Source organism: Flavobacterium columnare NBRC 100251 = ATCC 23463 (assembly GCF_002530675.1).
GTDB lineage: Bacteria > Bacteroidota > Bacteroidia > Flavobacteriales > Flavobacteriaceae > Flavobacterium > Flavobacterium columnare.
On sequence record NZ_PCMX01000041.1, the window covers coordinates 31,891 to 51,767 of the forward strand.

18 protein-coding genes are annotated in these 19,877 nt (G+C 29.2%); 2 read left to right on the forward strand and 16 right to left on the reverse strand.

What is annotated here, in order from left to right:
* Positions 1 to 6 precede the first annotated feature (6 nt).
* The 16 genes from B0A78_RS06610 to B0A78_RS06685 form a co-directional block, all read right to left on the reverse strand.
* The gene (locus B0A78_RS06610; RefSeq protein ID WP_106425338.1) at positions 7 to 849 is read right to left on the reverse strand and encodes a hypothetical protein; all 843 of its coding nucleotides are present in this window, start codon (positions 847 to 849) and stop codon (positions 7 to 9) included.
* A 140-nt stretch (positions 850 to 989) separates the two neighbouring features.
* Positions 990 to 2,390 carry a UDP-glycosyltransferase gene (locus tag B0A78_RS06615; RefSeq protein ID WP_065213330.1) on the reverse strand — a complete coding sequence of 467 codons (1,401 nt, stop codon included), beginning with the start codon at positions 2,388 to 2,390 and terminating at the stop codon, positions 990 to 992.
* A gap of 11 nt (positions 2,391 to 2,401) precedes the next feature.
* The gene (locus B0A78_RS06620; protein ID WP_014166582.1) at positions 2,402 to 3,274 is read right to left on the reverse strand and encodes an N-acetylneuraminate synthase family protein; all 873 of its coding nucleotides are present in this window, start codon (positions 3,272 to 3,274) and stop codon (positions 2,402 to 2,404) included.
* Positions 3,264 to 4,424 (reverse strand): acylneuraminate cytidylyltransferase, encoded by a 1,161-nt coding sequence (locus B0A78_RS06625; RefSeq protein ID WP_065213331.1) that lies wholly within the window; start codon positions 4,422 to 4,424, stop codon positions 3,264 to 3,266. The genes B0A78_RS06620 and B0A78_RS06625 overlap by 11 nt, the downstream gene beginning before the upstream one ends.
* A 9-nt stretch (positions 4,425 to 4,433) precedes the next feature.
* Positions 4,434 to 5,342: a hypothetical protein gene (locus tag B0A78_RS06630; RefSeq protein ID WP_041253291.1), complete on the reverse strand. Its 909-nt coding sequence runs from the start codon at positions 5,340 to 5,342 to the stop codon at positions 4,434 to 4,436.
* A 1-nt stretch (position 5,343) separates the two neighbouring features.
* A complete protein-coding gene (locus B0A78_RS06635) occupies positions 5,344 to 6,780 on the reverse strand; it encodes an MBOAT family O-acyltransferase (protein WP_014166581.1) in 1,437 nt (478 codons plus the stop codon).
* Positions 6,781 to 6,783: 3 nt separating this feature from the next.
* A complete protein-coding gene (locus B0A78_RS06640; protein ID WP_014166580.1) occupies positions 6,784 to 7,662 on the reverse strand; it encodes a glycosyltransferase family 2 protein in 879 nt (292 codons plus the stop codon).
* Positions 7,641 to 8,807 (reverse strand): glycosyltransferase family 4 protein, encoded by a 1,167-nt coding sequence (locus tag B0A78_RS06645; protein WP_065213333.1) that lies wholly within the window; start codon positions 8,805 to 8,807, stop codon positions 7,641 to 7,643. The genes B0A78_RS06640 and B0A78_RS06645 overlap by 22 nt, the downstream gene beginning before the upstream one ends.
* Positions 8,808 to 8,811: 4 nt before the next feature.
* Complete coding sequence (locus tag B0A78_RS06650; protein ID WP_014166578.1) at positions 8,812 to 9,978, reverse strand: glycosyltransferase family 4 protein; 1,167 nt, start codon at positions 9,976 to 9,978, stop codon at positions 8,812 to 8,814.
* Positions 9,971 to 10,621 (reverse strand): hypothetical protein, encoded by a 651-nt coding sequence (locus B0A78_RS06655; protein ID WP_041253290.1) that lies wholly within the window; start codon positions 10,619 to 10,621, stop codon positions 9,971 to 9,973. The genes B0A78_RS06650 and B0A78_RS06655 overlap by 8 nt, the downstream gene beginning before the upstream one ends.
* A 2-nt stretch (positions 10,622 to 10,623) precedes the next feature.
* Positions 10,624 to 11,658, reverse strand: a complete 1,035-nt coding sequence (locus B0A78_RS06660; RefSeq protein WP_014166576.1) for a glycosyltransferase family A protein — start codon at positions 11,656 to 11,658, stop codon at positions 10,624 to 10,626.
* Position 11,659: 1 nt separating this feature from the next.
* Positions 11,660 to 12,589, reverse strand: coding sequence for an NAD-dependent epimerase/dehydratase family protein (locus B0A78_RS06665; protein WP_014166575.1), 930 nt, complete (start codon positions 12,587 to 12,589; stop codon positions 11,660 to 11,662).
* A 76-nt stretch (positions 12,590 to 12,665) separates the two neighbouring features.
* Positions 12,666 to 13,799, reverse strand: a complete 1,134-nt coding sequence (gene wecB, locus B0A78_RS06670) for a non-hydrolyzing UDP-N-acetylglucosamine 2-epimerase (protein WP_014166574.1) — start codon at positions 13,797 to 13,799, stop codon at positions 12,666 to 12,668.
* A 444-nt stretch (positions 13,800 to 14,243) separates the two neighbouring features.
* Complete coding sequence (locus B0A78_RS06675; RefSeq protein WP_014166573.1) at positions 14,244 to 15,128, reverse strand: hypothetical protein; 885 nt, start codon at positions 15,126 to 15,128, stop codon at positions 14,244 to 14,246.
* Positions 15,129 to 15,138: 10 nt separating this feature from the next.
* Positions 15,139 to 16,425 carry an ABC transporter ATP-binding protein gene (locus B0A78_RS06680; RefSeq protein ID WP_014166572.1) on the reverse strand — a complete coding sequence of 429 codons (1,287 nt, stop codon included), beginning with the start codon at positions 16,423 to 16,425 and terminating at the stop codon, positions 15,139 to 15,141.
* 2 nt (positions 16,426 to 16,427) lie between these two features.
* Positions 16,428 to 17,291 (reverse strand): ABC transporter permease, encoded by an 864-nt coding sequence (locus tag B0A78_RS06685; protein WP_014166571.1) that lies wholly within the window; start codon positions 17,289 to 17,291, stop codon positions 16,428 to 16,430.
* 126 nt (positions 17,292 to 17,417) lie between these two features.
* On the opposite strand from B0A78_RS06685, the gene B0A78_RS06690 reads away from it, so the two are divergent.
* Together B0A78_RS06690 and B0A78_RS06695 are read left to right on the forward strand one after the other, a co-directional pair.
* Positions 17,418 to 18,155, forward strand: coding sequence for a tyrosine-protein phosphatase (locus B0A78_RS06690; RefSeq protein ID WP_014166570.1), 738 nt, complete (start codon positions 17,418 to 17,420; stop codon positions 18,153 to 18,155).
* Between the two features lie 252 nt (positions 18,156 to 18,407).
* Entirely contained in the window at positions 18,408 to 19,598 is a 1,191-nt protein-coding gene (locus B0A78_RS06695) for an acyltransferase family protein (RefSeq protein WP_065213336.1), read from the forward strand.
* Positions 19,599 to 19,877: the final 279 nt, after the last annotated feature.

Here is a 19,877-nt window from a genome sequence, read left to right on the forward strand (position 1 = left end):
TGCATATTATTTTTTAAAAAAATCTTGAATTACTCTTTCTGTTAAGACTCTTGCTCCTTCTTCATTCATGTGACCACAACTAGAAAAAAAAACATCTTTATCAATGAATGTATCATAACGTTTTATCTCTGGATAAATTTCTTTTATTTTTTTAAAATAATTCATTCCCTTTGTATTTGCACATATAGGTGTTGTTATAGCAATACAATTAATGTTGTTTTGTTTACAAATTTTTTTTATTTCTTCATAGTATACATTCGTTTTGGCCTTTCTTAATCTTAGATCATAAGCTAATTCAGTTCCTTTTCCTATCAAAGGAGTAAAACCTCCATTTAACAAATAAGCTGATTTTTTTTCTATTAGGTTTAAAAAAAATTCTCTTAATCCTATTTTCGCTTCGTATTTAATATATCTATAAAAAGGTAGGTAACATAACCAATTGTAACTATCTATTTTATTTTCATAAAATTCTGAAATAACTTTTGTTTTTTTTATAAAAGGCATAAACTTTGCTCTTGTCCCCTCTGAAAATCCTTCCGTGCTAAGATTCAGATCTACTTCAATTAGTACATTTTTAATTTTAAATTGATTTTCTATCATTATCTTTAACAGTAATAGCGTTTCTTGTAACGTAGAACCGCTCATACCGTAATTGTATGTTTTTATCCCCTTATCTACAAATATTTTAGTAATGAAATGATTATTAGCTCTAGATGAGCCTAATATAACAAGATCATATTCTTTTTTTTTAGAATTAACGACATGAAAGATTTTATCTCTATTTATTGAATTTAAATAAACAGAGGTATATAAAACATCTAAAAAAAAAGCACTTAAAAAAAAAAGCACTTAAAAAAATAAGTACAACTATTTTAAATACAAAAATTAAAAATTTCTTCATTCATTTAAAAATAAATAAGTTATCACCAACAGTATTTACTTTTTAAAACTCTTTTTTTCCAAGTACTTACTAATAAAATATTTTTTTACTACTTTGTTAAAAGGGTTTTTATTTTATTCCAAATTTTTTCCGAAGCTAAAGTTGGTTCTTTTCCAACTACAATATCAAACCATTTTTTTCCTTCTGAAACATTTGATAGCTTCTCATCTAAAATGTCTTTTACAATAGCTGTTAAATCTTTTTTGTCGTGTACAAATAAAGCTGCTTCTTTGGAAGGCATGGAACGAAAATGAATGTATTTATAATTTTGACCAATATCGCGAATTCCTTTTTTTAGCTGTGGCTGCTCGTAATCAAAGAACAAGCATGAATTATTATGCGCAACAAAATCAAAAACCATTGAAGAAGCTATGTTGCCTACAAATTCCGTGTGCTCACAAATATTTGCTTGTAGGGCAAAATCTTCTTTTGTTGGCATAATTTCGTTCCATGTTTTTCCTATGGGACGCCATAAAGGATCTATGGAAACGATAACGTCTTTATATTTATCTAATATTTTTTGATATCTATCTGTAAAATCTACAGGGCATTTACGATATATAATCCCCAGATTATATCCTTGTTGGTTCAATTCTTTAACCGATATTGCTAAGTCTTCTAAATAATATTGATCCAATGGTGATGTTACGATATCATCTCCAGAGAAGCAAATGTATTTTTTTTCTAAATCTAAATGATGTGTCTTATAAAAATCTTCTTTTGATTGCAATAAACTCGGATCAAAATGGCTTTCAAATTGTGGTGTTCCGGTAACCAAAACTTGTTCTGGTTTTACATAAGGACAGTATTGAAGCAATTCGTTTTTCATGTAATCGCTCCAAACAAAATAATAGTCTGGTTCTATTAAGGTTGTTGCTTTAGGCAAATTATCCCAAGAAAATATAAAACTAGCTGTAGGTATTCCTAAATCCTGTGCTGCTAAAATAGGTGCTATGGCTTGCGTAGGTCTAGGATTGGTACAAAAAACAAAATCGGGTTTTTGTTCTTGTAGTTGCTTTTTGGAATATTGGTATTTTTCAGTTGTTCGTTCTAATTTTTTTATTTTTTCTCGAATTGTTTTTATGCCTTTTTCATTGGATTTAGTGGCTACTAAAAAATCGACGTATAAACTTTTAAAGGCATTTTTGAATCCTTTATAGGATTGTGGGAAATTATAGGTATTGTATACTGTTTCTTTAAACTTTTTATCAAATAAATTCAACTCGGATCTTTTCCTGGCTCTTGTAAAAACAGTAGTTAATGGATGTAATTTATTATTGGTAATTTTTATTTCTTCATATCCTATTTCTTTTTTGATATCAAAAGGGGTATTGTTCCAATATACAATTTCAAATCCTAAATCTTTTCCTATTTGATTAAAATTTGTAAGTGCAAAATTTCGCAGACCAACCCCATCTGGTAGAAGAATAAATATTTTTTTTTGTGACATAAATGTCTTTTTTAAGCTTTTTTAAATTTTAATTTATCTCTTTGAATTTGTTCTATTGGTAAAATGTCTTGTTCTTTATAAGACAATGCTTTATGAACGGCTTTTAGATCTCTTGCTAATTTTCGCATTCCTTCTGGCTCTAAAGATGCTGCATGATCGGTTCCTTTCCATGTTCTATCTAATGTATAATGACGCTCAATCACATTTGCTCCTAGAGTAAAAGCGGCTATATCTACAGCAATTCCTAAATGATGTCCTGAAAAACCAATATGTTTTACTTTATCCTCGTATTTTTGGATTAACAAATTAATATCTAAAAGACAAACATCTTCAAATGGGACAGGGTATCCTGATGTACAATTATATAATACAAGATCTTTATTTCTATTTTTTTCTACAAAATAATTCACTAAAGAATCTACCTCATCCTTTGTGGTCATTCCTGTTGAAATATGTATTTCTCCTTTGTAGTTATCACACAACCATTGTAGCATTTCAAAATTATTATTACATGCGGATGGTATTTTTATAAACTCTGGTTGTAGAGAAGCTATTTCTTTAGCGGATGTAGTATCCCATACAGAGGTAGAATATACGATTCCTAATTCTTCGCAATATTTTTTTAATTCGGCATGTTGATGTACATCAAATTCTAAAAATTCCCTATGGGCTCCATAAGTATCGCCATAAGAATTTATAGGATTGGGATGTGGTGAATTGTATTGTTCTTCGGTTAGGAGTTCTTTGTTGTTTCGTTTTTGAAATTTTACGGCATCTACATTACAATATACTTTTGCCATTTTTATAAGTTCTTTGGCAATTTCTATTTTTCCTTTATGATTACATCCTATTTCAGCAATTACATAGGGTTTTTTAAATATCATATCTTTTATTGTATTTCATTATCCATTCACAGGTTTCTCTGATAGCTCCTTCAGAAGAATTTTGATTTAAAATGATGTCTGCATTATTTTTAAGCGTTACCGTGGCGTTTTGTGGCGTAAAAGACCACCCAACGGAACAAATACAGGTTAAATCATTTACATCATCTCCTACATAAGCTATATTTCCAAAACTAGTATTTTTATTTAAAACAAAATCTTTTAATAATGAAAATTTATCTTTTACTCCTAAAAAAAGATTTTTAATTTGTAATTTTTTCATTCTTTCTTCTACTAGTTTGGAATTTTCAGAGGTTATTACAACAACCTCAACGCCATTTTGCCTAAGAATTTCTAAACCCATTCCATCACGCATATCAAATTTTTTCATTAATTCGCCTTCTTTTCCGTAGTATACACATCCATCAGTAAAGACTCCATCAACATCTAGCACTAAATAATCTATTCTTTTTTGTTCTTTTAGTTGTTTTTGTCTTTTAGCTAAAAGCATTTCTACTATTTCCCAATCTGTTAAGCTGTCGATTTCTGTTAATGATTCTTCTGGCATTTCAACTACTGCTATCTTACCGCTTATTCTATTATTAGATTGCAGAAATTCTTTTTTTGTAGTGGCATATATTGCGCCATTTTCTATTAAGACTCCTTCAAAATCTTGTCTTCTAGGTCTTTTAAATATATCATAATTCTGGGCTTCACCTTCGTTAGACCAAATGAATCGGTGTGTTTTAACCACACTTAAAGCGGCATCATAATTTTCATTGAGTTTATTTAAAACCTTATTAATATCATTGGATGTTGTAAATGGTGATGTTGCTTGTAATAAGCACAATATATCAAAATCGTAATTAATTTTTTCTGCTAATTCTTTTATGGCACTTTCTGTTGATGCGGTATCGTTTGCATTTTCAGCACTTCTTAAAAGGGGATATACTTTATTTGTCCAAGTGTATTCTTTTTCGATGAATGCTAGTATTTCTTCATCATCTGTAAAAACAAAAATCTTATCTAATTCGGAAAAAATTGCTTCTGTTAACACCCAACAAAAGAGAGGCCGTCCAAGCATTTTTTTTTTGTTTTTTCCTTCGATTCCTTTTGATCCTTTACGTAAAGGTATAATGCCTATTTTTTTCATATTTAAAATTTATTTTTTACACATCTGATTTAAAAAACCACTTAATTCCCTTGTAAAAATAGTGGCTCCCATCTTATTCAAATGCGATTCATCGTAAAAATACAATTTGTTTTGATAAACAGAATTTGTTGTATCGTAAACAAAAAACTTAGAATTATTAAGAGCCAAATCACGTATTCTATTTTCAAAAGCGCTACTATGTGCTGCAAAATTGGGTGAAAAGACAAAAACTACTTGAATATTATTAACCACACATTGTTTTAGGATAGATTGATAAGCTGTATTTTTAATTAATGATTCTCTAGCAATGGAATAGGGGCTAATTTCATATTTATATTTCATTATGAGCTTAGGATTTTTAAAATTAACTGGCATAGAACCACAAGGAAGTATGGAATCAAATTTTGTGGGCTTACGTTCTAAAGTAAAATTAGTTTTATTCAGTCGCGACAAACACATGAACCAAGATGTAAAATTACGATCTCCTCTATTAATTAATTCTTGATTTATGTAGTTATATTTCACTAATGGATACAATCTATCCAAACGATACGTTATAGAAGTTGTTGGAATTAACTCAAATGGCTCATCGACTGAAAAAATGATAGTTTTAGGCTTCTTATTATACTTTAATAATGTTTTTAAAATAAAATTATGGAACTCTACGTCTGAACCTGGAAAAGCAATATTATAAGCCGATTGTCCTGTTTCTTTTTCTATTTGACTTGCAATGATATTCATTGCACCACGTGAAGATCCTAAAACAATAATATCTTTATTAATTTTCCCTTGTAGGAGTAATTCAATTCGGTTATCTACTTGATAGTTAGGCGACAGATGGATAAATACATAAAAAAGCTTGTCAATTATAAAAAAAACAGCTGCAAATAGAAACAACTTACGTAAAAACTTTTTCATGCTAAAATTGAAAATAAATAAATTTTTGTTCTTTGGTTCCTAAAATAAAAATAGCGATTAACAAAACCATATAAAATGACCAACGAAAAGCTTTAGACCAATTGAATCCAAAAGTAGCTAGAGCATAATCATTTTTCCTTCCAATCCACTCTATAGTCATAAAAACAAAAATAAGTACTATCATATTTTTTGGTCTTACCTCTGGAAGGCTCAACAATTGTCTGGTAAATATAGATCTTATGTATTGAAGAGCGTGTGTTAAATTATTAGCCCTAAAAAATATCCAAGCAAAAACGGTTAACATAAAAGTAACTGCCATAGCTAAAAACTCTCTAATGGAAGGGAGAGTACCCTCTTCTGCTACTATGTTAATATTATTTCTATTTTTATTAGACAACAACAAGGGTAAAAAGTAAATGGCATTTAACAATCCCCAAATAATAAAGGTCCAATTAGCACCATGCCAAAATCCACTAACTAAAAATATGGCAAAAGTATTGCGAATTTGCATCCATTTTCCTCCTTTACTTCCCCCTAATGGTATGTACAAATAATCTTTAAACCAAGACGACAAGGAGATATGCCAACGACGCCAAAACTCGGCTATATCTCTTGAAAAATAGGGAAATGAAAAATTCTTTAACAATTCAATACCAAATAATCTTGAAGTTCCTAGAGCAATATCCGAATAGCCTGAAAAATCACCATAAATTTGAAACGTAAAAAATAATGCGCCCATAACTAGTGTACTCCCCGAATAGATCTCAGAATTATTAAAGATTAAATTAGCATACTCAGCACAATTATCTGCGATTACAATCTTTTTAAATAAACCCCATAGAATTTGCCGCAAACCATCTACAGCTTGCGCATAACCAAACTTACGTTCTTTTTTTATTTGAGGTAATAAATGGGTAGCTCGCTCAATTGGTCCAGCAACCAAAAGTGGAAAATAAGATACAAAAACGGAATAGGCAACAAAATTTTTCTCCGCAGAAATTCTTCTTTTATACACATCAATTACATAAGAAAGTCCGTGAAAAGTGTAAAAGGAAATACCAACAGGTAAAATTATATTTAAAGACCAACTGTTAATCTGAATTCCAAAGGCTCGAAACAAATCAGAAAAAGAACTGGAAAAAAAATTAAAATACTTGAATACACCTAGAAAACCAAGATTAATACCAATACTCAACCAAAACCAAAACTTTCTCCTCCTTTTCGAATTACTTCTTTCAATTTGGATTGCAGAATAATAATCCAAAAGAGTAGAAAATACAAGTAAAAAAAGAAAACGCCAATCCCAACGAGAATAAAAATAATAACTGGCCACTAATAACAATAAATTTTGCCACTTTAAACTTTTTGAAGCAAAGAACCAATACAAAATAAATATGAGTAAAAAAAATAAAGAAAAATCTATAGAATTAAACAACATAAACTAATAAGATAAAGATTGGAGTGTTCTAACTTTTTGTAAAAGAGTGTCAGCAACGGGCTTTCTAAATTTTTTTTTCTCTCTATAATGAACAAAAATATGATTTAATGCTTGAACATACAACTTCAAATAAGTCGCATCTTTAAGACCATACTTTTTAAGATTATGAAACAAAAACTTCAATATGGGAAGTAAAGGCTTCCGATAATAGTTTAAAAAAATAAAAAAGGTGTTTTGCAATTGCTTTTGAAAACGGTAATAATTCTTTCCTTGTTTTTTTCTCTTAATAAGATCTACCCGATGATTTACTATGATTTGATTGGTATACCATATTTCATAACCTAAATTTAATACTTCTAAGGAGAGACAGGTTTCTTCTCCATAAATATCGATCCATACAGGAAATCCTTTTGTTTTTTCATAAACTGATTTTTTTATGGCAAATCCGCATCCTATAAATTCATTTGTTTCGTACCATTGAACAGGTTCTTGATAGGAATCTAGGGCAGCTTGATCCGTTTTAAAGATCCCTTTTACTTCCTTAAACGCCAATATTCCAATAACTGAAGTTGTAAACAAAGCTCGTATTTGTTCCTTGTAATTCGTTGAAATCAAATGAGCGTCATCATCTAATCCAATTAAATATTTACCCATGGCATGAGGGTATAAAAAAGCTCTGGCAGGTGAAGCTGATATTCGTGTTTTACCAGAGTACCACTTTACCCATGAAAATTCTTCTTTTAACGTTTCTGTTTCAGGACAAGCATCAATATAAACTAAAACTTCGTCATTTTTTAGATCAATGGCTTGTTTTAGAATTGATAACGTTTTGCTTAGATCATCAGTACGATTATGTGTTACTATGAGGTACGAGAACTCCATTCATTTGATATTTGAAGATACAAATCTACTATTTTTGACTTAAGAAAGACTCTATCATAATGGTAATTAGCATTGACTATATTTATTTCTTGGGCTTTTTTACGCAACTGAAGATCTTGTAATGCTTGTAAAATTAAATTAGCTATTTCTTGCTCATTTTTTGGATCTTGAATTAAAAATCCATTATGTCCATTTTGAATCACTTCTTCTGTTACACCTCCTGGGTTTGACTGTATGGGAAAAGCTCCCATTCCCATTGCTTCTAGAAGGGCATTGGGCATACCATCAGACAAACTATTGGCTAAATGTAGTGCACTTTTGCCCATATAATCTAACAAAATGGCATTGGGTATATATTTTTTCCTAGCGAAAATTTGCACTTTTTCTTGATTAAATAACGGTTTTGACTGCAAATAATTTACAACAACAGCATCTGCACTGTATACTAACAAATCATATTTTTTGAATAGAGTTGGAATGTATTTTTCTATAGATTTCAATATAACTAGGGCTTTCCCTACTCCATCTTCATATCCTTTTACCATTATAGTTGTTCTATTTTCAACAGCCAAGATGGATTCTTTAGGATAGTCAATTCCTCCATTACCTGGATAAATACCTAAAAAATTGGATTTAAAACCTAGTTGTAACGCTTTTCCATAGTCTCTACCACAATCTGTTATTAAATAATCTACTCTATTTAAAAATTGTTGTACAAAAGAAGTGTCAAGTCCTAGACGTTCGTATTGAAATAAATCACTCCCCCATGAGGAATATACTAAAGGAATGGTCTTGTTTTTTTTTAATACGGAAAAGACAGGATGCCCTGCTAATTGCATTTCAAATACATGAATAATATCAGGTTGTATTTTATTGATTAGCTGCGAAAAAATAGTAGTTACCGATCGCTCATTTTTTTTTTGAATGGTGAAATAAAAACTTGGCAAATATTTTTTAATTTTTTGTCGAAATGGATAGTTCCATTTCATTTTCCAACCTGGATATTGTTTTACCCAACTAATTTTATCCGAAAACCCTGCACCATCTGTAATATCAAACCAATGTACTTCATAGCCTGTTTCTTTCAATTGATTAGTCCATTGAAAAAAATGATGATTGGGTATGGCGACTAAAAGTATTTTCATCCGACTAATTTAAAAGTTTTTGATAAGCCTCATTAAATTGTTGAATTGAAAAATGAGCCCGCGCATATTTTCTACAATTATTACTTAATTCTTGTATTAATGAAGGCTGCTTAATTAAATGACATAAATGTGTAACTAAATTTGCTATAATTTTATCTTCTTCTAATTCATCTATTAAATATCCCGTAATACCATTTTTAATATGAGAATCAACACCCCCAACATTTGTGGTGACAGGAATACAACCAAAACTCATCCCTTCCATAAAAACCATCGGAAAACCTTCATAAACAGAAGTCAATACTAAAATTGAGGTGGAAGCATAAACATCATTTAAAATTTTGGTATCGTGTATATCTCCTAATAGGACAACACCATGACTTTCTATGATTTTTTGATTTGATATAGTTCCGCTTCCTGCCATAAAAAATTGTACTTCTGGAAACTGTTGACGAACATTTTGAGCTGTTTTTAAAAAAATCTCAGGTCTTTTTTCTTCTGACCATCTTCCTATAAATCCAATTCTAATTAATTCCTTCTTTATTTTAAGATCAGGATTAGGTAAAATTACTCCATTTGAAATAATTTGAATACGCTCTTGTAATGAATCTACTCCAGCAATTTTATAATAACATAATACCGTGTTCAATGCCTCTTGATTAATGACAATTCTATGATCTATATACGGAGCAGACTCTACAACTAATGACGCTCTATAATCATCATAACTAAAGGCATGGAACAAGTCCAATCGCTTAATATGAGTTGAAATTGATGGTAAAAGTTCATAAAAATAGTCGGAATTAGCCCCAAATACTTTTTTAAGTGAGGTACTGGTATTTATTTTTTTTAACAAATATTTATTCAAAATCAAATTCAGTCGAACATTTCTTTTATTTAAAATAGAATTCAATTCTACATAATGTGCATAGGAACTAAAAGATGGTAATAAAGCTTTTGTTGCTGATGCTTTAGTAAAAATGACTAATATTTTTTTTTGTGCAAGAGCAGCTACAATAGAAGAATGAACACGCTCAGCTCCTCCAGTATGGTAATACGGAAAAAAGAACACTATTTCTACTTCATTCCATACAGAATTTAACTTTCGTGTTAAGTGTATAAAGTGTAAATAGCCTTGAATTAATTTCAGTATTTGTTTAACTTTATGCATTCGTTTTTACTGCTCTACAGCATACCATAGTATCTCCCTCTAAAAGAAGAATTTCTTCTACTTTAAGTGAGGTATATTTTTCTATTACATTCTTCAAGGTAAATGGACTGAACCAATAATTATGATCTGGGTGAACTATTTCTATAAACGAATCATCTTCGTAATGGTTGCGTTTTATATGACGCTTAGAAAAACAATTTGGTGCGGTAATGTAAAACGTTTGAGCGTTTACACTTTCTATTCCTTCTAAAAAAGTTCTAACATTATCTACATGTTCAATAGTTTCTGGAACTATACATATATCGTAACGATTCTCTTTTAAATCGTTAAAATTAGAAAAATAGGGTTGATCTACGTGAGCTTTTAAATGCTCAAGTCCTTCTACATCTACATCAAAACCATGAATAGATCGAGTTACTTTTGACAGAAAAATATGTAAATTATATTCTGGTTTAAAAATGGGCCAATCATTACATCCGAAATGAATTATATCTTTTCCATCACATATTTGCTTGAAAAATTCAAATCGGTTTTCTATACTCTTTTTATTTACATATTGTACCCAAAAACCATCAATTCTTTGGTACATGGGTAATTCTTTAACAAAGATTTTTTTGTATAGTTTTTTTAATTCGTTAATCATAATCATTTCCCAATAAAATTAAATATTTGTTCTCGGGTTAATCCTTTTTTTTGTAGTATATATCGGGTAACTCTTGTCTTTTTTAAAATTCGTTTAAACAAAATTTGTTTCAAATAAAAAGCTATTCTAGTTCTTTTAAGCATTGGTAAGTGGGTATAAGAACGATACCTGATAACTTCTTGATATAATGAGTCAAAACGTTTTTGCATCCATGGCTCATATATATTTCCTAAGTGAAAAGCAAAATTGTCATCAGTTGATAAACGATACCCATCATTTTTTAAAACGGGTAAGTCTGTATATTTATACTCACTATCTCCCAAAATTTTGTAAATACTGTTTTCTTTGGGTAAATTTTGAAATACTTCGCGTTTGTAGGTAGCGCAAAAATGAGGACATCCTACTACTGCTTTTACTCCATTGGTAGCATGTAATTTTAGAATGGTATCTTTCCATGTGGGTTCTAGCCATAACCATCCTAAACTTTTGGCAAACATTTCCAATTCCTCTTCGTTAGTCACGGATTCAAATTGTAATTTTGAACTAAAAAAATAATCAAACCAAATATTATGGGTAAGTTCAAAATGCTTTCTAAAAACAGGAACTGGACTAACGGCCCCTGCTTTTGGGAAAGATTCAAATATTTTTACTACTTGTTCTTCCCATCTGTTTTGAAACAATACATCAGCATCGGTAATAGTAATCAATCGTTCTTCTGTTGTTCGTAAAGCTTTCAAAATACTGTTTATTTTGCCAATTCCTTCTCTTTCTATTATTAATTCATCTATAGATCCTTTGGAATATAAAATACTTAAACGCTGATTAATTAGTACTGAACTGCCATTGCTTATCACTGAAATCTTTAAAGGTGAATAAGCTGTTTTACGAACGGAATGTAAACAAATTTCAAATATTCGAAAAGCATCTTTGTAATAGTCTTCTTCATGTGGAATATGTAAAGGAATTATGACACGATGATCACAAGCAGTTCGTTCCACCAGTTTCCCTATTTTTGTGGGATTATCTCCTAAACGCATATTAATTAGGTTTTTTATAAAAGGCTGTCAATTTAGCTATCCCTTCCTCTAAAGTTATCAAATCTTTATTTAATATGGAAAGCATTTTTGAATTATCGGGACATCTTCTGGCCATATCTCCTTCTGGCAGAGCGGGTAAGAATACTATTTTACTTGAAGATTGTGTATGCTTAATAATTTCTTCTGCTAAAGACAAAATTGTTTGTTCTTTATGACTTCCAATATTAATGACATCGTTCATACAAAGTCCTTCATTTAATATTTTTACGCAAGTTGTAATATTATCATCTACATAACAAAAAGAACGGGTTTGCATTCCGTCTCCATAGATATAAATGGGTTCATTCTTTAATGCGGCTTTGACAAATCGGGTAATTACAAAATCTTCGCTCTGATTAGGTCCATAGGTGTTAAAAAATCTAAAAATAGTATAATTTAACCCGTATTCTTGTTGATAGGACTTAAAAAAGGCTTCCCCTACATTTTTTACAATAGCATAAGGTAATCTTGAGTTTAATGGTGTAGTTTTTTCATTTTGAGGAATTTCAAAAGGTTCTCCATATACCTCTGAAGAGCTTGAAAAAAATACACGCTCAACACCTGAATTTTTAGACAAACTCAAAATATTTTTAATTCCTTCAATATCTTCTAGAACAGAAATTGGATTAGCTAATGTGCGTTTTACCCCTACTACAGCTGCATAATGAAAAACATAATTAAAATTATATCGTCCAAAAATGGGTACGATATCGTTGTATATATTACAATTGGCTTTAATAAACTTCACATTTTCTTTTTGTGGAATTTTATGCAATGAACCCGTAGATAAGTTATCTATAATAACTATATAATTTGAGTTGTCTTCTGCTAGTTTACTTGCTAAAGCACTCCCTACATTTCCTGCTCCTCCGGTAATTAAAATATGTGTCATTTATTGTTTTATTTTGACTTATTATTTACTTTAAAACTCTAAAAATAGAAATAAAAATGAATTACTCATAAGATTTTTATTCCTTTAAAAAAGAAGATTTATTTTTATTTTCTATTTTTTGTAATTCTTTTAGTATTTTACTTGATGTAGTTCCATCTCCATAAGGATTCACAGGTAAAACCTCTCCTTGAAATTTATCCAATAATTCAATTGCTTTTTCAACAATTAATTTTTTGTTTGTTCCTACTAAAAATGAAATTCCCGCCTTAACACCTTCTGTTCGTTCTGTAAAAGTTCGAGTAACTAGAACAGGCTTTCCCAAAGTAGGAGCTTCTTCTTGTATACCTCCTGAGTCTGAAATTATCATAAAAGATTGTTCCATTAACCAAATAAACAATGGGTATTCCGCAGGTTCAATTAGTAGAATATTTTCTTTTTTTTCTAATAAAGATGTTACAGGAACTAGAACTTTTGGATTTAGATGAACTGGATATACAATTTGAACATCTGCCCTTTTTGCTAAGGTGAGTAATGCTTCGCAAATCTGAACTAATCCTTTACCAAAATTTTCCCTTCTATGCCCAGTAACTAATATCATTTTCTTAGTAGGATCTAATTGCTCTTTTAGTTTAGATATAGCCTCATTTTCATATCCTATTTTGATTTTATTTACCGCCCACTTCAAAGCATCAATTACAGTATTACCTACTTCAAAAACAGCTTCTGGGTTAATAAGTTCTCGTTGTAAATTTGAAACCGATTGAGAAGTAGGAGCAAAATGATAATCCGCAAGCTTAGCCGTTAATTGTCTATTCAATTCCTCTGGAAATGGAAAATATTTATGAAAAGTTCTTAACCCAGCTTCCACATGTCCTATTTTAATTTGTTTATGAAAAGCCGCTAATGCCACTATTGAGGAAGTTGTTGTATCTCCATGTACTAACACCAAATCAGGTTTCACTTCATCTAAAACAGGATCAATATGTAATAATATTTTGGCACATAATTGATTCAAACTTTGGTTAGGTGACATCAAATTTAAATCATAGTCAGGTATAATTTCAAAAAAATCTAACACTTGATCTAACATTTGTCTATGTTGTGCCGTTACACATACTTTTACATCAAACGCTTCTTCTTTTAACACATGATATAAAGGTGCCATTTTAATAGCTTCTGGCCTAGTCCCAAAACAAATTAAAATTTTCATCACTTTTTTTTATTCGTTACAAGAATACTTATATTTTATCAATTTTTCTGAACAAATCTAAGTTTTCTACCTAAATATTTCCTTCTTTTTTATTTTACAATTATTTTAAAACAAATAATTAATAGCCTATTGAAAATTTCAAATCTTCATTCATATTTTTAAACAAATGCAAATACTTCAAAATTCTATATCTTGAAAAACAGTGACTCTATTGAAATTTAAAAAATATGTTATTAAAATAATCTCATTCAAAAGCTAAAAATTTGATTAAAAAGGAATAGCTTAACTTATCATCAATTTAAATATAAAAATATGATAAAATACGAAGAGATTTCTACTTTCTCACTTTCAAAAACAGTCAATAACATATCTCTTTATACAAATTTATTTTATTAAGAAGCAATCAAATAAGTATTACAAACTAAGCTAGAGATATAGAAAAGATTAATTATTGTATTTTATCCATCTTTTAATATATTTTTTAATCTTTTCACTTAATGGCTTCTTATAGGTTGTTAACTTTTGCCACATTTTAATTTTTTCAACCCAAACATCATCCAACCAAACTTGTAAATAAGCCAAAGAATATCCTGAATCAATAAATTCCTTTGCTTGAGAAACCAATGTAGTACTGTAAATATGAAATGCAGGAGATTCTGTATTTACAAAAATATCAAAATCCATTACTGCTGCACGTGTACAAAAATGTTTGTCTTCTCCTAACCAAGTCATATTTTTTATAGGTTGGAATCGAACACCTGATTCTAATATTTTTCGAGTCAATAAAGTACAAGCCCCTGTAAAACCTACTTCATAAGTTCCTGGTATTATATACGTCATCATACGTTCTAACGAATTCCCCTCTTTATCCCAACAATTAGGCATATAAGAAGCTGCGTACGAAAAATGTGTCCAAAATATCTCTGCAACAAAATCTTTTTTAGCTTGAAATAAATTAATAATTGTTTTTGGATGCAGGACTAAATCAGCATCCACAAAAAATAAATAATCATAATCTTGATTTAAAAAATATCGAATCGCGCTATCTTTTATCAAAGTAATTCGATCGTATAAATCTAATTCCCAACGTTCTTTCCTATCTTTAGTATCTGGTTCTAGACCAAAAACAGCATTCAATAACAAAGCATTATCTTGTTTAGATACAAATTCATTTAATATAAAAGTACTTTGAGGATCAAGGTTGTCATCAAAGAAAGAAAAAGTAAATTCAAAATCAGCAATCTCTAAATCTAACAATGAGCGGAGATGAAGTCTAACGATTTCATTTGGCTTTCTAATAGGAGAAAAAAGTAATATTTTCGTTTTCATTCTATTTGAATTACAGTTTTTGAATAGACCAGTACTGTGGCAGAATATGCACTCCATGAAGTCTGGACTTAAACTCTTTTTTTATCTGATATTCTTCACTCTTTATTACTTCAAAGTACAACAGTTTGTCTAATATCACGCATTTAGATTCAACAATTGCATCCATAACAATAATAGAAATAAAATACTTACTTGGCACATAATTAATATTTGAAAAATTACAAACAATTTGAAAAAAACCATCTTCTTGAATCTTCACTTCTTCTGCCATAAGGTAAGTTGAGCCTGTAGTCAAAATTTTATCTTCATAATTATAAATTTTATATTCTACAATCAAAGAACCTCTAAATCCTTTTGATTCTAAACACATTACAACTTTAACATCTCTATTAAAACCTACCAAATCAACACTTTCGAAAGATTCATTGGCAACGTAAGAATCTATTACGACTAAATTTTCGTCAAACGTCTCCAATGGAAAATTTATATGAGAATTATGTGTTACTTTTAAGTATTCGGATATAATAAAATCCGTATCTCCGATCATTTTAATAGTTCCATGTTCTAATAAAATAACTTTTTTACAAAGTTTTTTAATCGTAGACATATCATGACTAACAAAAAGAACCGTTCTCCCTTCTCCTTTAGAAATATCTTGCATTTTTCCAATAGCTTTCTTTTGAAACTCTGCATCTCCTACAGCTAACACCTCATCTATAATTAGAATTTCAGGTTCTAAAAAAGCTGCCACAGCAAAGGCTAACCGAACGGTCATCCCACTACTATAGCGCTTAGTAGGAGTATCTATATAACGTTCACATCCACTAAAATCAATGATCTGGTCTATTTTAGAATTGATTTCTGCTTTGGTCATTCCTAAAATAGCTCCATTTAAATAAATATTTTCACGTCCCGTAAGTTCTGGATTAAATCCTGTTCCAACTTCTAACAAAGATGCGATTCTTCCTCTCGATTTAATAACTCCGGTTGAAGGTGTTGTAACTTTAGACAAAATCTTTAAAAGAGTAGATTTTCCTGCTCCATTTTTACCAATTATCCCTAATACTTCTCCTCTCTCTACCTCAAAATTAATATCTTTTAACGCCCAAACATAATCACTTTTCCCTTTAATTGTTCTATCATTTGATTCTCCAACTTTTAAATAAGGATCTTCTTTTCCTCTTATTTTATGCCACCAACGATTAATATCATGACTTAAGGTACCTGTTCCTATAACCCCCAAACGATATTGCTTAGAAATGTTTTCGACACGTAATATTATATCTTTTTTCTTCATTTTTAAACTGTATCGATAAAACTTTTTTCTGTTTTATTAAAAATCACTAATCCTACTATAAAAATCATTATTGTTGTAAAGATTGTATAGACTAAACCATAAAATGAAATTTCCCCTTGATTAAGAAGAATAAACCTTGACGTTTCAACAATATAAGCTAATGGATTATATTCTACAAGCCAACCATATTTGGGCAATTTTTGGCTTACTAGTTCCATTGGATATACTACAGCAGATATATACATTAACAATTGAACACCAAACACTATCAAAAACGACAGATCTCTATATTTAGTTACTAACGAAGATATTATCATCCCTAATCCTAGTCCTAAAAGCCCCATAAGAACTATAAGAAAAGGAAAAAAGATCACATTAAAACTTATTATATTTTTCATTCCTAAAAACCAATAAAACCAATAAAAACCAATAAATATAATTAATTGAATGCCTAATTTCACTAAATTGGTTATTACTGTTGATAAAGGCATTATTATTCTAGGAAAATATACTTTACCAAAAATGTTTGCGTTTTTTTTAAAAGTGTCAGCGGTTTCATTTAAACATGCGGTAAAATAATTCCAAACTATTATTCCTGCCAAATTAAAAAGAAAAGAAGGTACTTCCCCTGTTTCAATACCTGCTACTTTATTAAAAATTATAGTAAAAGTTATTGCTGTAAATAATGGTTGAATAAAATACCATAAGGGGCCTAAAATAGTTTGTTTATAAACCGTAATAATATCACGTTTTACAAACATTATCAACAAATCCCTATATTTCCAAACCTCTTTTAAATTCAAATCAAAAAGCGAATATTTTGCTGTAATAATTTGATCCCATTTATCTTCTTGAGAAATATTCATTTTTTCTTAGTTAAAGACGCAACTTAGTAAAATATACTATTAAATACAATAAAAAGAAAAATTATCATTGTGTAAAGATTCTCTAATTCCATACATTTGTTGAATATAAAGAAATACAAAATATCTATGCTGTTTTTTACTAAATCAAAACCTTATTTAAGAGAATTTACAGAAAACCAATTTATTGATCTACATTCCCATATTTTACCAGGAATTGATGATGGAGCTAAAAACATAGAAGATACTATACATTTGATAACTACTTTATCTGATTATGGTTTTATACAGTTCATGGCAACACCGCACACCTTTTCAGGGTATTATGACAATACGTATGAATCTATAGCAATGAATTACCACAATACCAGTAATGAATTGAATAAAAGAGAGGTATCTGTCTCTATGAATTTCGCATCAGAATATTTAATGGATGATCATTTTGTCTCTCTCTTCAAAAAAAAGGAAATTCACACCTTAAAAGATCAATATGTTTTGGTGGAAATGTCTTATCTAAATGCTCCTATTAACTTGTTTGACATTTTGTTTGATTTACAAGTAGCGGGATATACTCCTATATTAGCACATCCTGAGCGTTACTTATTCTACCATCAGCAATTTGATTCTTATAAAAAGTTGAAAAACGCTGGATGCAAGTTTCAATTAAATTTATTATCCACTGTTGGCTATTATGGTAAAGAAGTAAAAAACGTAGCAGATCAACTACTAAAAGAAGGGCTAATTGATTTCGTAGGAAGTGATGTTCATCACAACAAACATTTAAACGCTTTTCAATCAAAAATAGAAATAAAAAATACAGACGCATTGAAAAATGCTATTCGAAATAATGATTATTTCAAAATATAATGTTTTATTTTTATAACCTTATTGTTTATGCTATCTTGACTATAATCATATTTATTTTAAAAATTATTTCTGTTTTTATTCCTTTTTTATCTTTATGTATTAGTCAAAAAACTATAGAGTACTGGCAGTTCTAATAGAAATCAGATGATGCTTTATACTATACTTTGATAAACATTTTTAATTATTTATTCCTAAACATAAACCTACTTAAATCTAAACAAATCATATTTCTTAAATCCACCTACTGCTAAAATGAATCCTTTAAATCCTTTCTTTGCAATTATAATTTTATTTATTGCTTTTACAACAGCCTATATTATAAATTTAAAATTTAAAATAATAAATAACAACACAAGATATGAAACAATAGATGGAATAAGAGGTTTTCTTGCTATAGGTGTTTTTATTCACCATGCCTCTATATGGTTCCAATATTTACAAATCAAATCTTGGGTAGCTCCTAAATCAAACTTATATAATCAATTAGGGCAAACAAGTGTTTCTCTTTTTTTTATGATTACTTCTTTTTTGTTTATAACCAAGTTATTGAACTCTGAAAATCAAAAAATTAATTGGCCTATTATATTTATATCAAGATTTTTTAGGTTAGTACCTATGTATCTTGTTTCAATATTTTTACTAATATCAATTGTATTTATAATTAGTGATTGGCAACTCAATGTTACTCCTTTTAAACTTTTAAAAGAAGTGCTGCAATGGGGCACTTTTACCATTTTAAGTAGTCCAACCATAAATGATTTATCATTTACTCATATAATAAATGCAGGTGTTGTATGGTCACTTCCTTATGAATGGCTCTTTTATTTCAGCTTGCCTATTATCTCTATTTTAATTTTCAAAAAGAAAACATCCTTTTTTTATACTGTAATTAGCCTTTTTTTCATTCTTTGTTTTTTTAAAATTTATGGATCAAGTATTCCTCATCTACTTTCTTTTTTAGGAGGTATAATTCCTCCTTTTATCATTAAGTATAATACAAAAAAAATTAATTTTAATTCAAATTTTTACAGTATAATAATTTTATTATGTTTGGGATTAATTTTACTTTTTCATACTTCGGACAACTATATCTGTAAGCTTTTAATAATAATAGTATTTAACTTAATTGCTTTAGGCAATGAGATGTTCGGAGTTTTAAAAAACACTACATTAAAATTCTTAGGAGAAATCTCATATAGTACTTATTTAATTCACGGAATAATTATATTCATAACGCTTTATTTTGGTTTTAGTCTAGAGGTAGTAGAAAAAATGTCTCCTTCAACATTTTGTTCTATAATATTTCTAATTACCCCTATTATCATCTTAACTAGCTTTTTATCTTATAGAAACATTGAGAAACCGTTCATGGATTATTCAAAAAAAATTAATTATGATAAAATAAAGTATAGCATAACAGAATTTTACAAAAGAAAAGCGTAATTATAAAAACATCATAAAGATAAATTAGTAATGAATGGTCAAATCAAATCGTGTTTTGGTAGTGTATTAAAAAGTGTGTAAAATCATTTTTATAATCAATATTTCAATGTTCAAAATAAGATAAAGGAAAGAAAATACGTTCCGCTACGCTACACTTAATTTTCTTTCCTTTATCTTGTTTCTTTCTTTCTTTTTAATTCCTCTATATCTCTAAAAGCACTTACTGGATACTTGTATGTTTTATATTTGTAAACTTCCCTTGTAAACTTCCCTCAATTA

Coding starts and splice junctions, on each gene's coding strand:
- B0A78_RS06695 (WP_065213336.1), top strand. CDS start 18,408: ATGAATCCTTTAAATCCTTTCTTTGCAATTATAATTTTATTTATTGCT.
- B0A78_RS06675 (WP_014166573.1), bottom strand. CDS start 15,128: ATGAAAACGAAAATATTACTTTTTTCTCCTATTAGAAAGCCAAATGAA.
- B0A78_RS06635 (WP_014166581.1), bottom strand. CDS start 6,780: ATGTTGTTTAATTCTATAGATTTTTCTTTATTTTTTTTACTCATATTT.
- B0A78_RS06665 (WP_014166575.1), bottom strand. CDS start 12,589: ATGACACATATTTTAATTACCGGAGGAGCAGGAAATGTAGGGAGTGCT.
- B0A78_RS06650 (WP_014166578.1), bottom strand. CDS start 9,978: ATGCATAAAGTTAAACAAATACTGAAATTAATTCAAGGCTATTTACAC.
- B0A78_RS06620 (WP_014166582.1), bottom strand. CDS start 3,274: ATGATATTTAAAAAACCCTATGTAATTGCTGAAATAGGATGTAATCAT.
- B0A78_RS06630 (WP_041253291.1), bottom strand. CDS start 5,342: ATGAAAAAGTTTTTACGTAAGTTGTTTCTATTTGCAGCTGTTTTTTTT.
- B0A78_RS06655 (WP_041253290.1), bottom strand. CDS start 10,621: ATGATTAACGAATTAAAAAAACTATACAAAAAAATCTTTGTTAAAGAA.
- B0A78_RS06690 (WP_014166570.1), top strand. CDS start 17,418: ATGCTGTTTTTTACTAAATCAAAACCTTATTTAAGAGAATTTACAGAA.
- B0A78_RS06615 (WP_065213330.1), bottom strand. CDS start 2,390: ATGTCACAAAAAAAAATATTTATTCTTCTACCAGATGGGGTTGGTCTG.
- B0A78_RS06640 (WP_014166580.1), bottom strand. CDS start 7,662: ATGGAGTTCTCGTACCTCATAGTAACACATAATCGTACTGATGATCTA.
- wecB (WP_014166574.1), bottom strand. CDS start 13,799: ATGAAAATTTTAATTTGTTTTGGGACTAGGCCAGAAGCTATTAAAATG.
- B0A78_RS06685 (WP_014166571.1), bottom strand. CDS start 17,291: ATGAATATTTCTCAAGAAGATAAATGGGATCAAATTATTACAGCAAAA.
- B0A78_RS06660 (WP_014166576.1), bottom strand. CDS start 11,658: ATGCGTTTAGGAGATAATCCCACAAAAATAGGGAAACTGGTGGAACGA.
- B0A78_RS06680 (WP_014166572.1), bottom strand. CDS start 16,425: ATGAAGAAAAAAGATATAATATTACGTGTCGAAAACATTTCTAAGCAA.
- B0A78_RS06645 (WP_065213333.1), bottom strand. CDS start 8,807: ATGAAAATACTTTTAGTCGCCATACCCAATCATCATTTTTTTCAATGG.
- B0A78_RS06625 (WP_065213331.1), bottom strand. CDS start 4,424: ATGAAAAAAATAGGCATTATACCTTTACGTAAAGGATCAAAAGGAATC.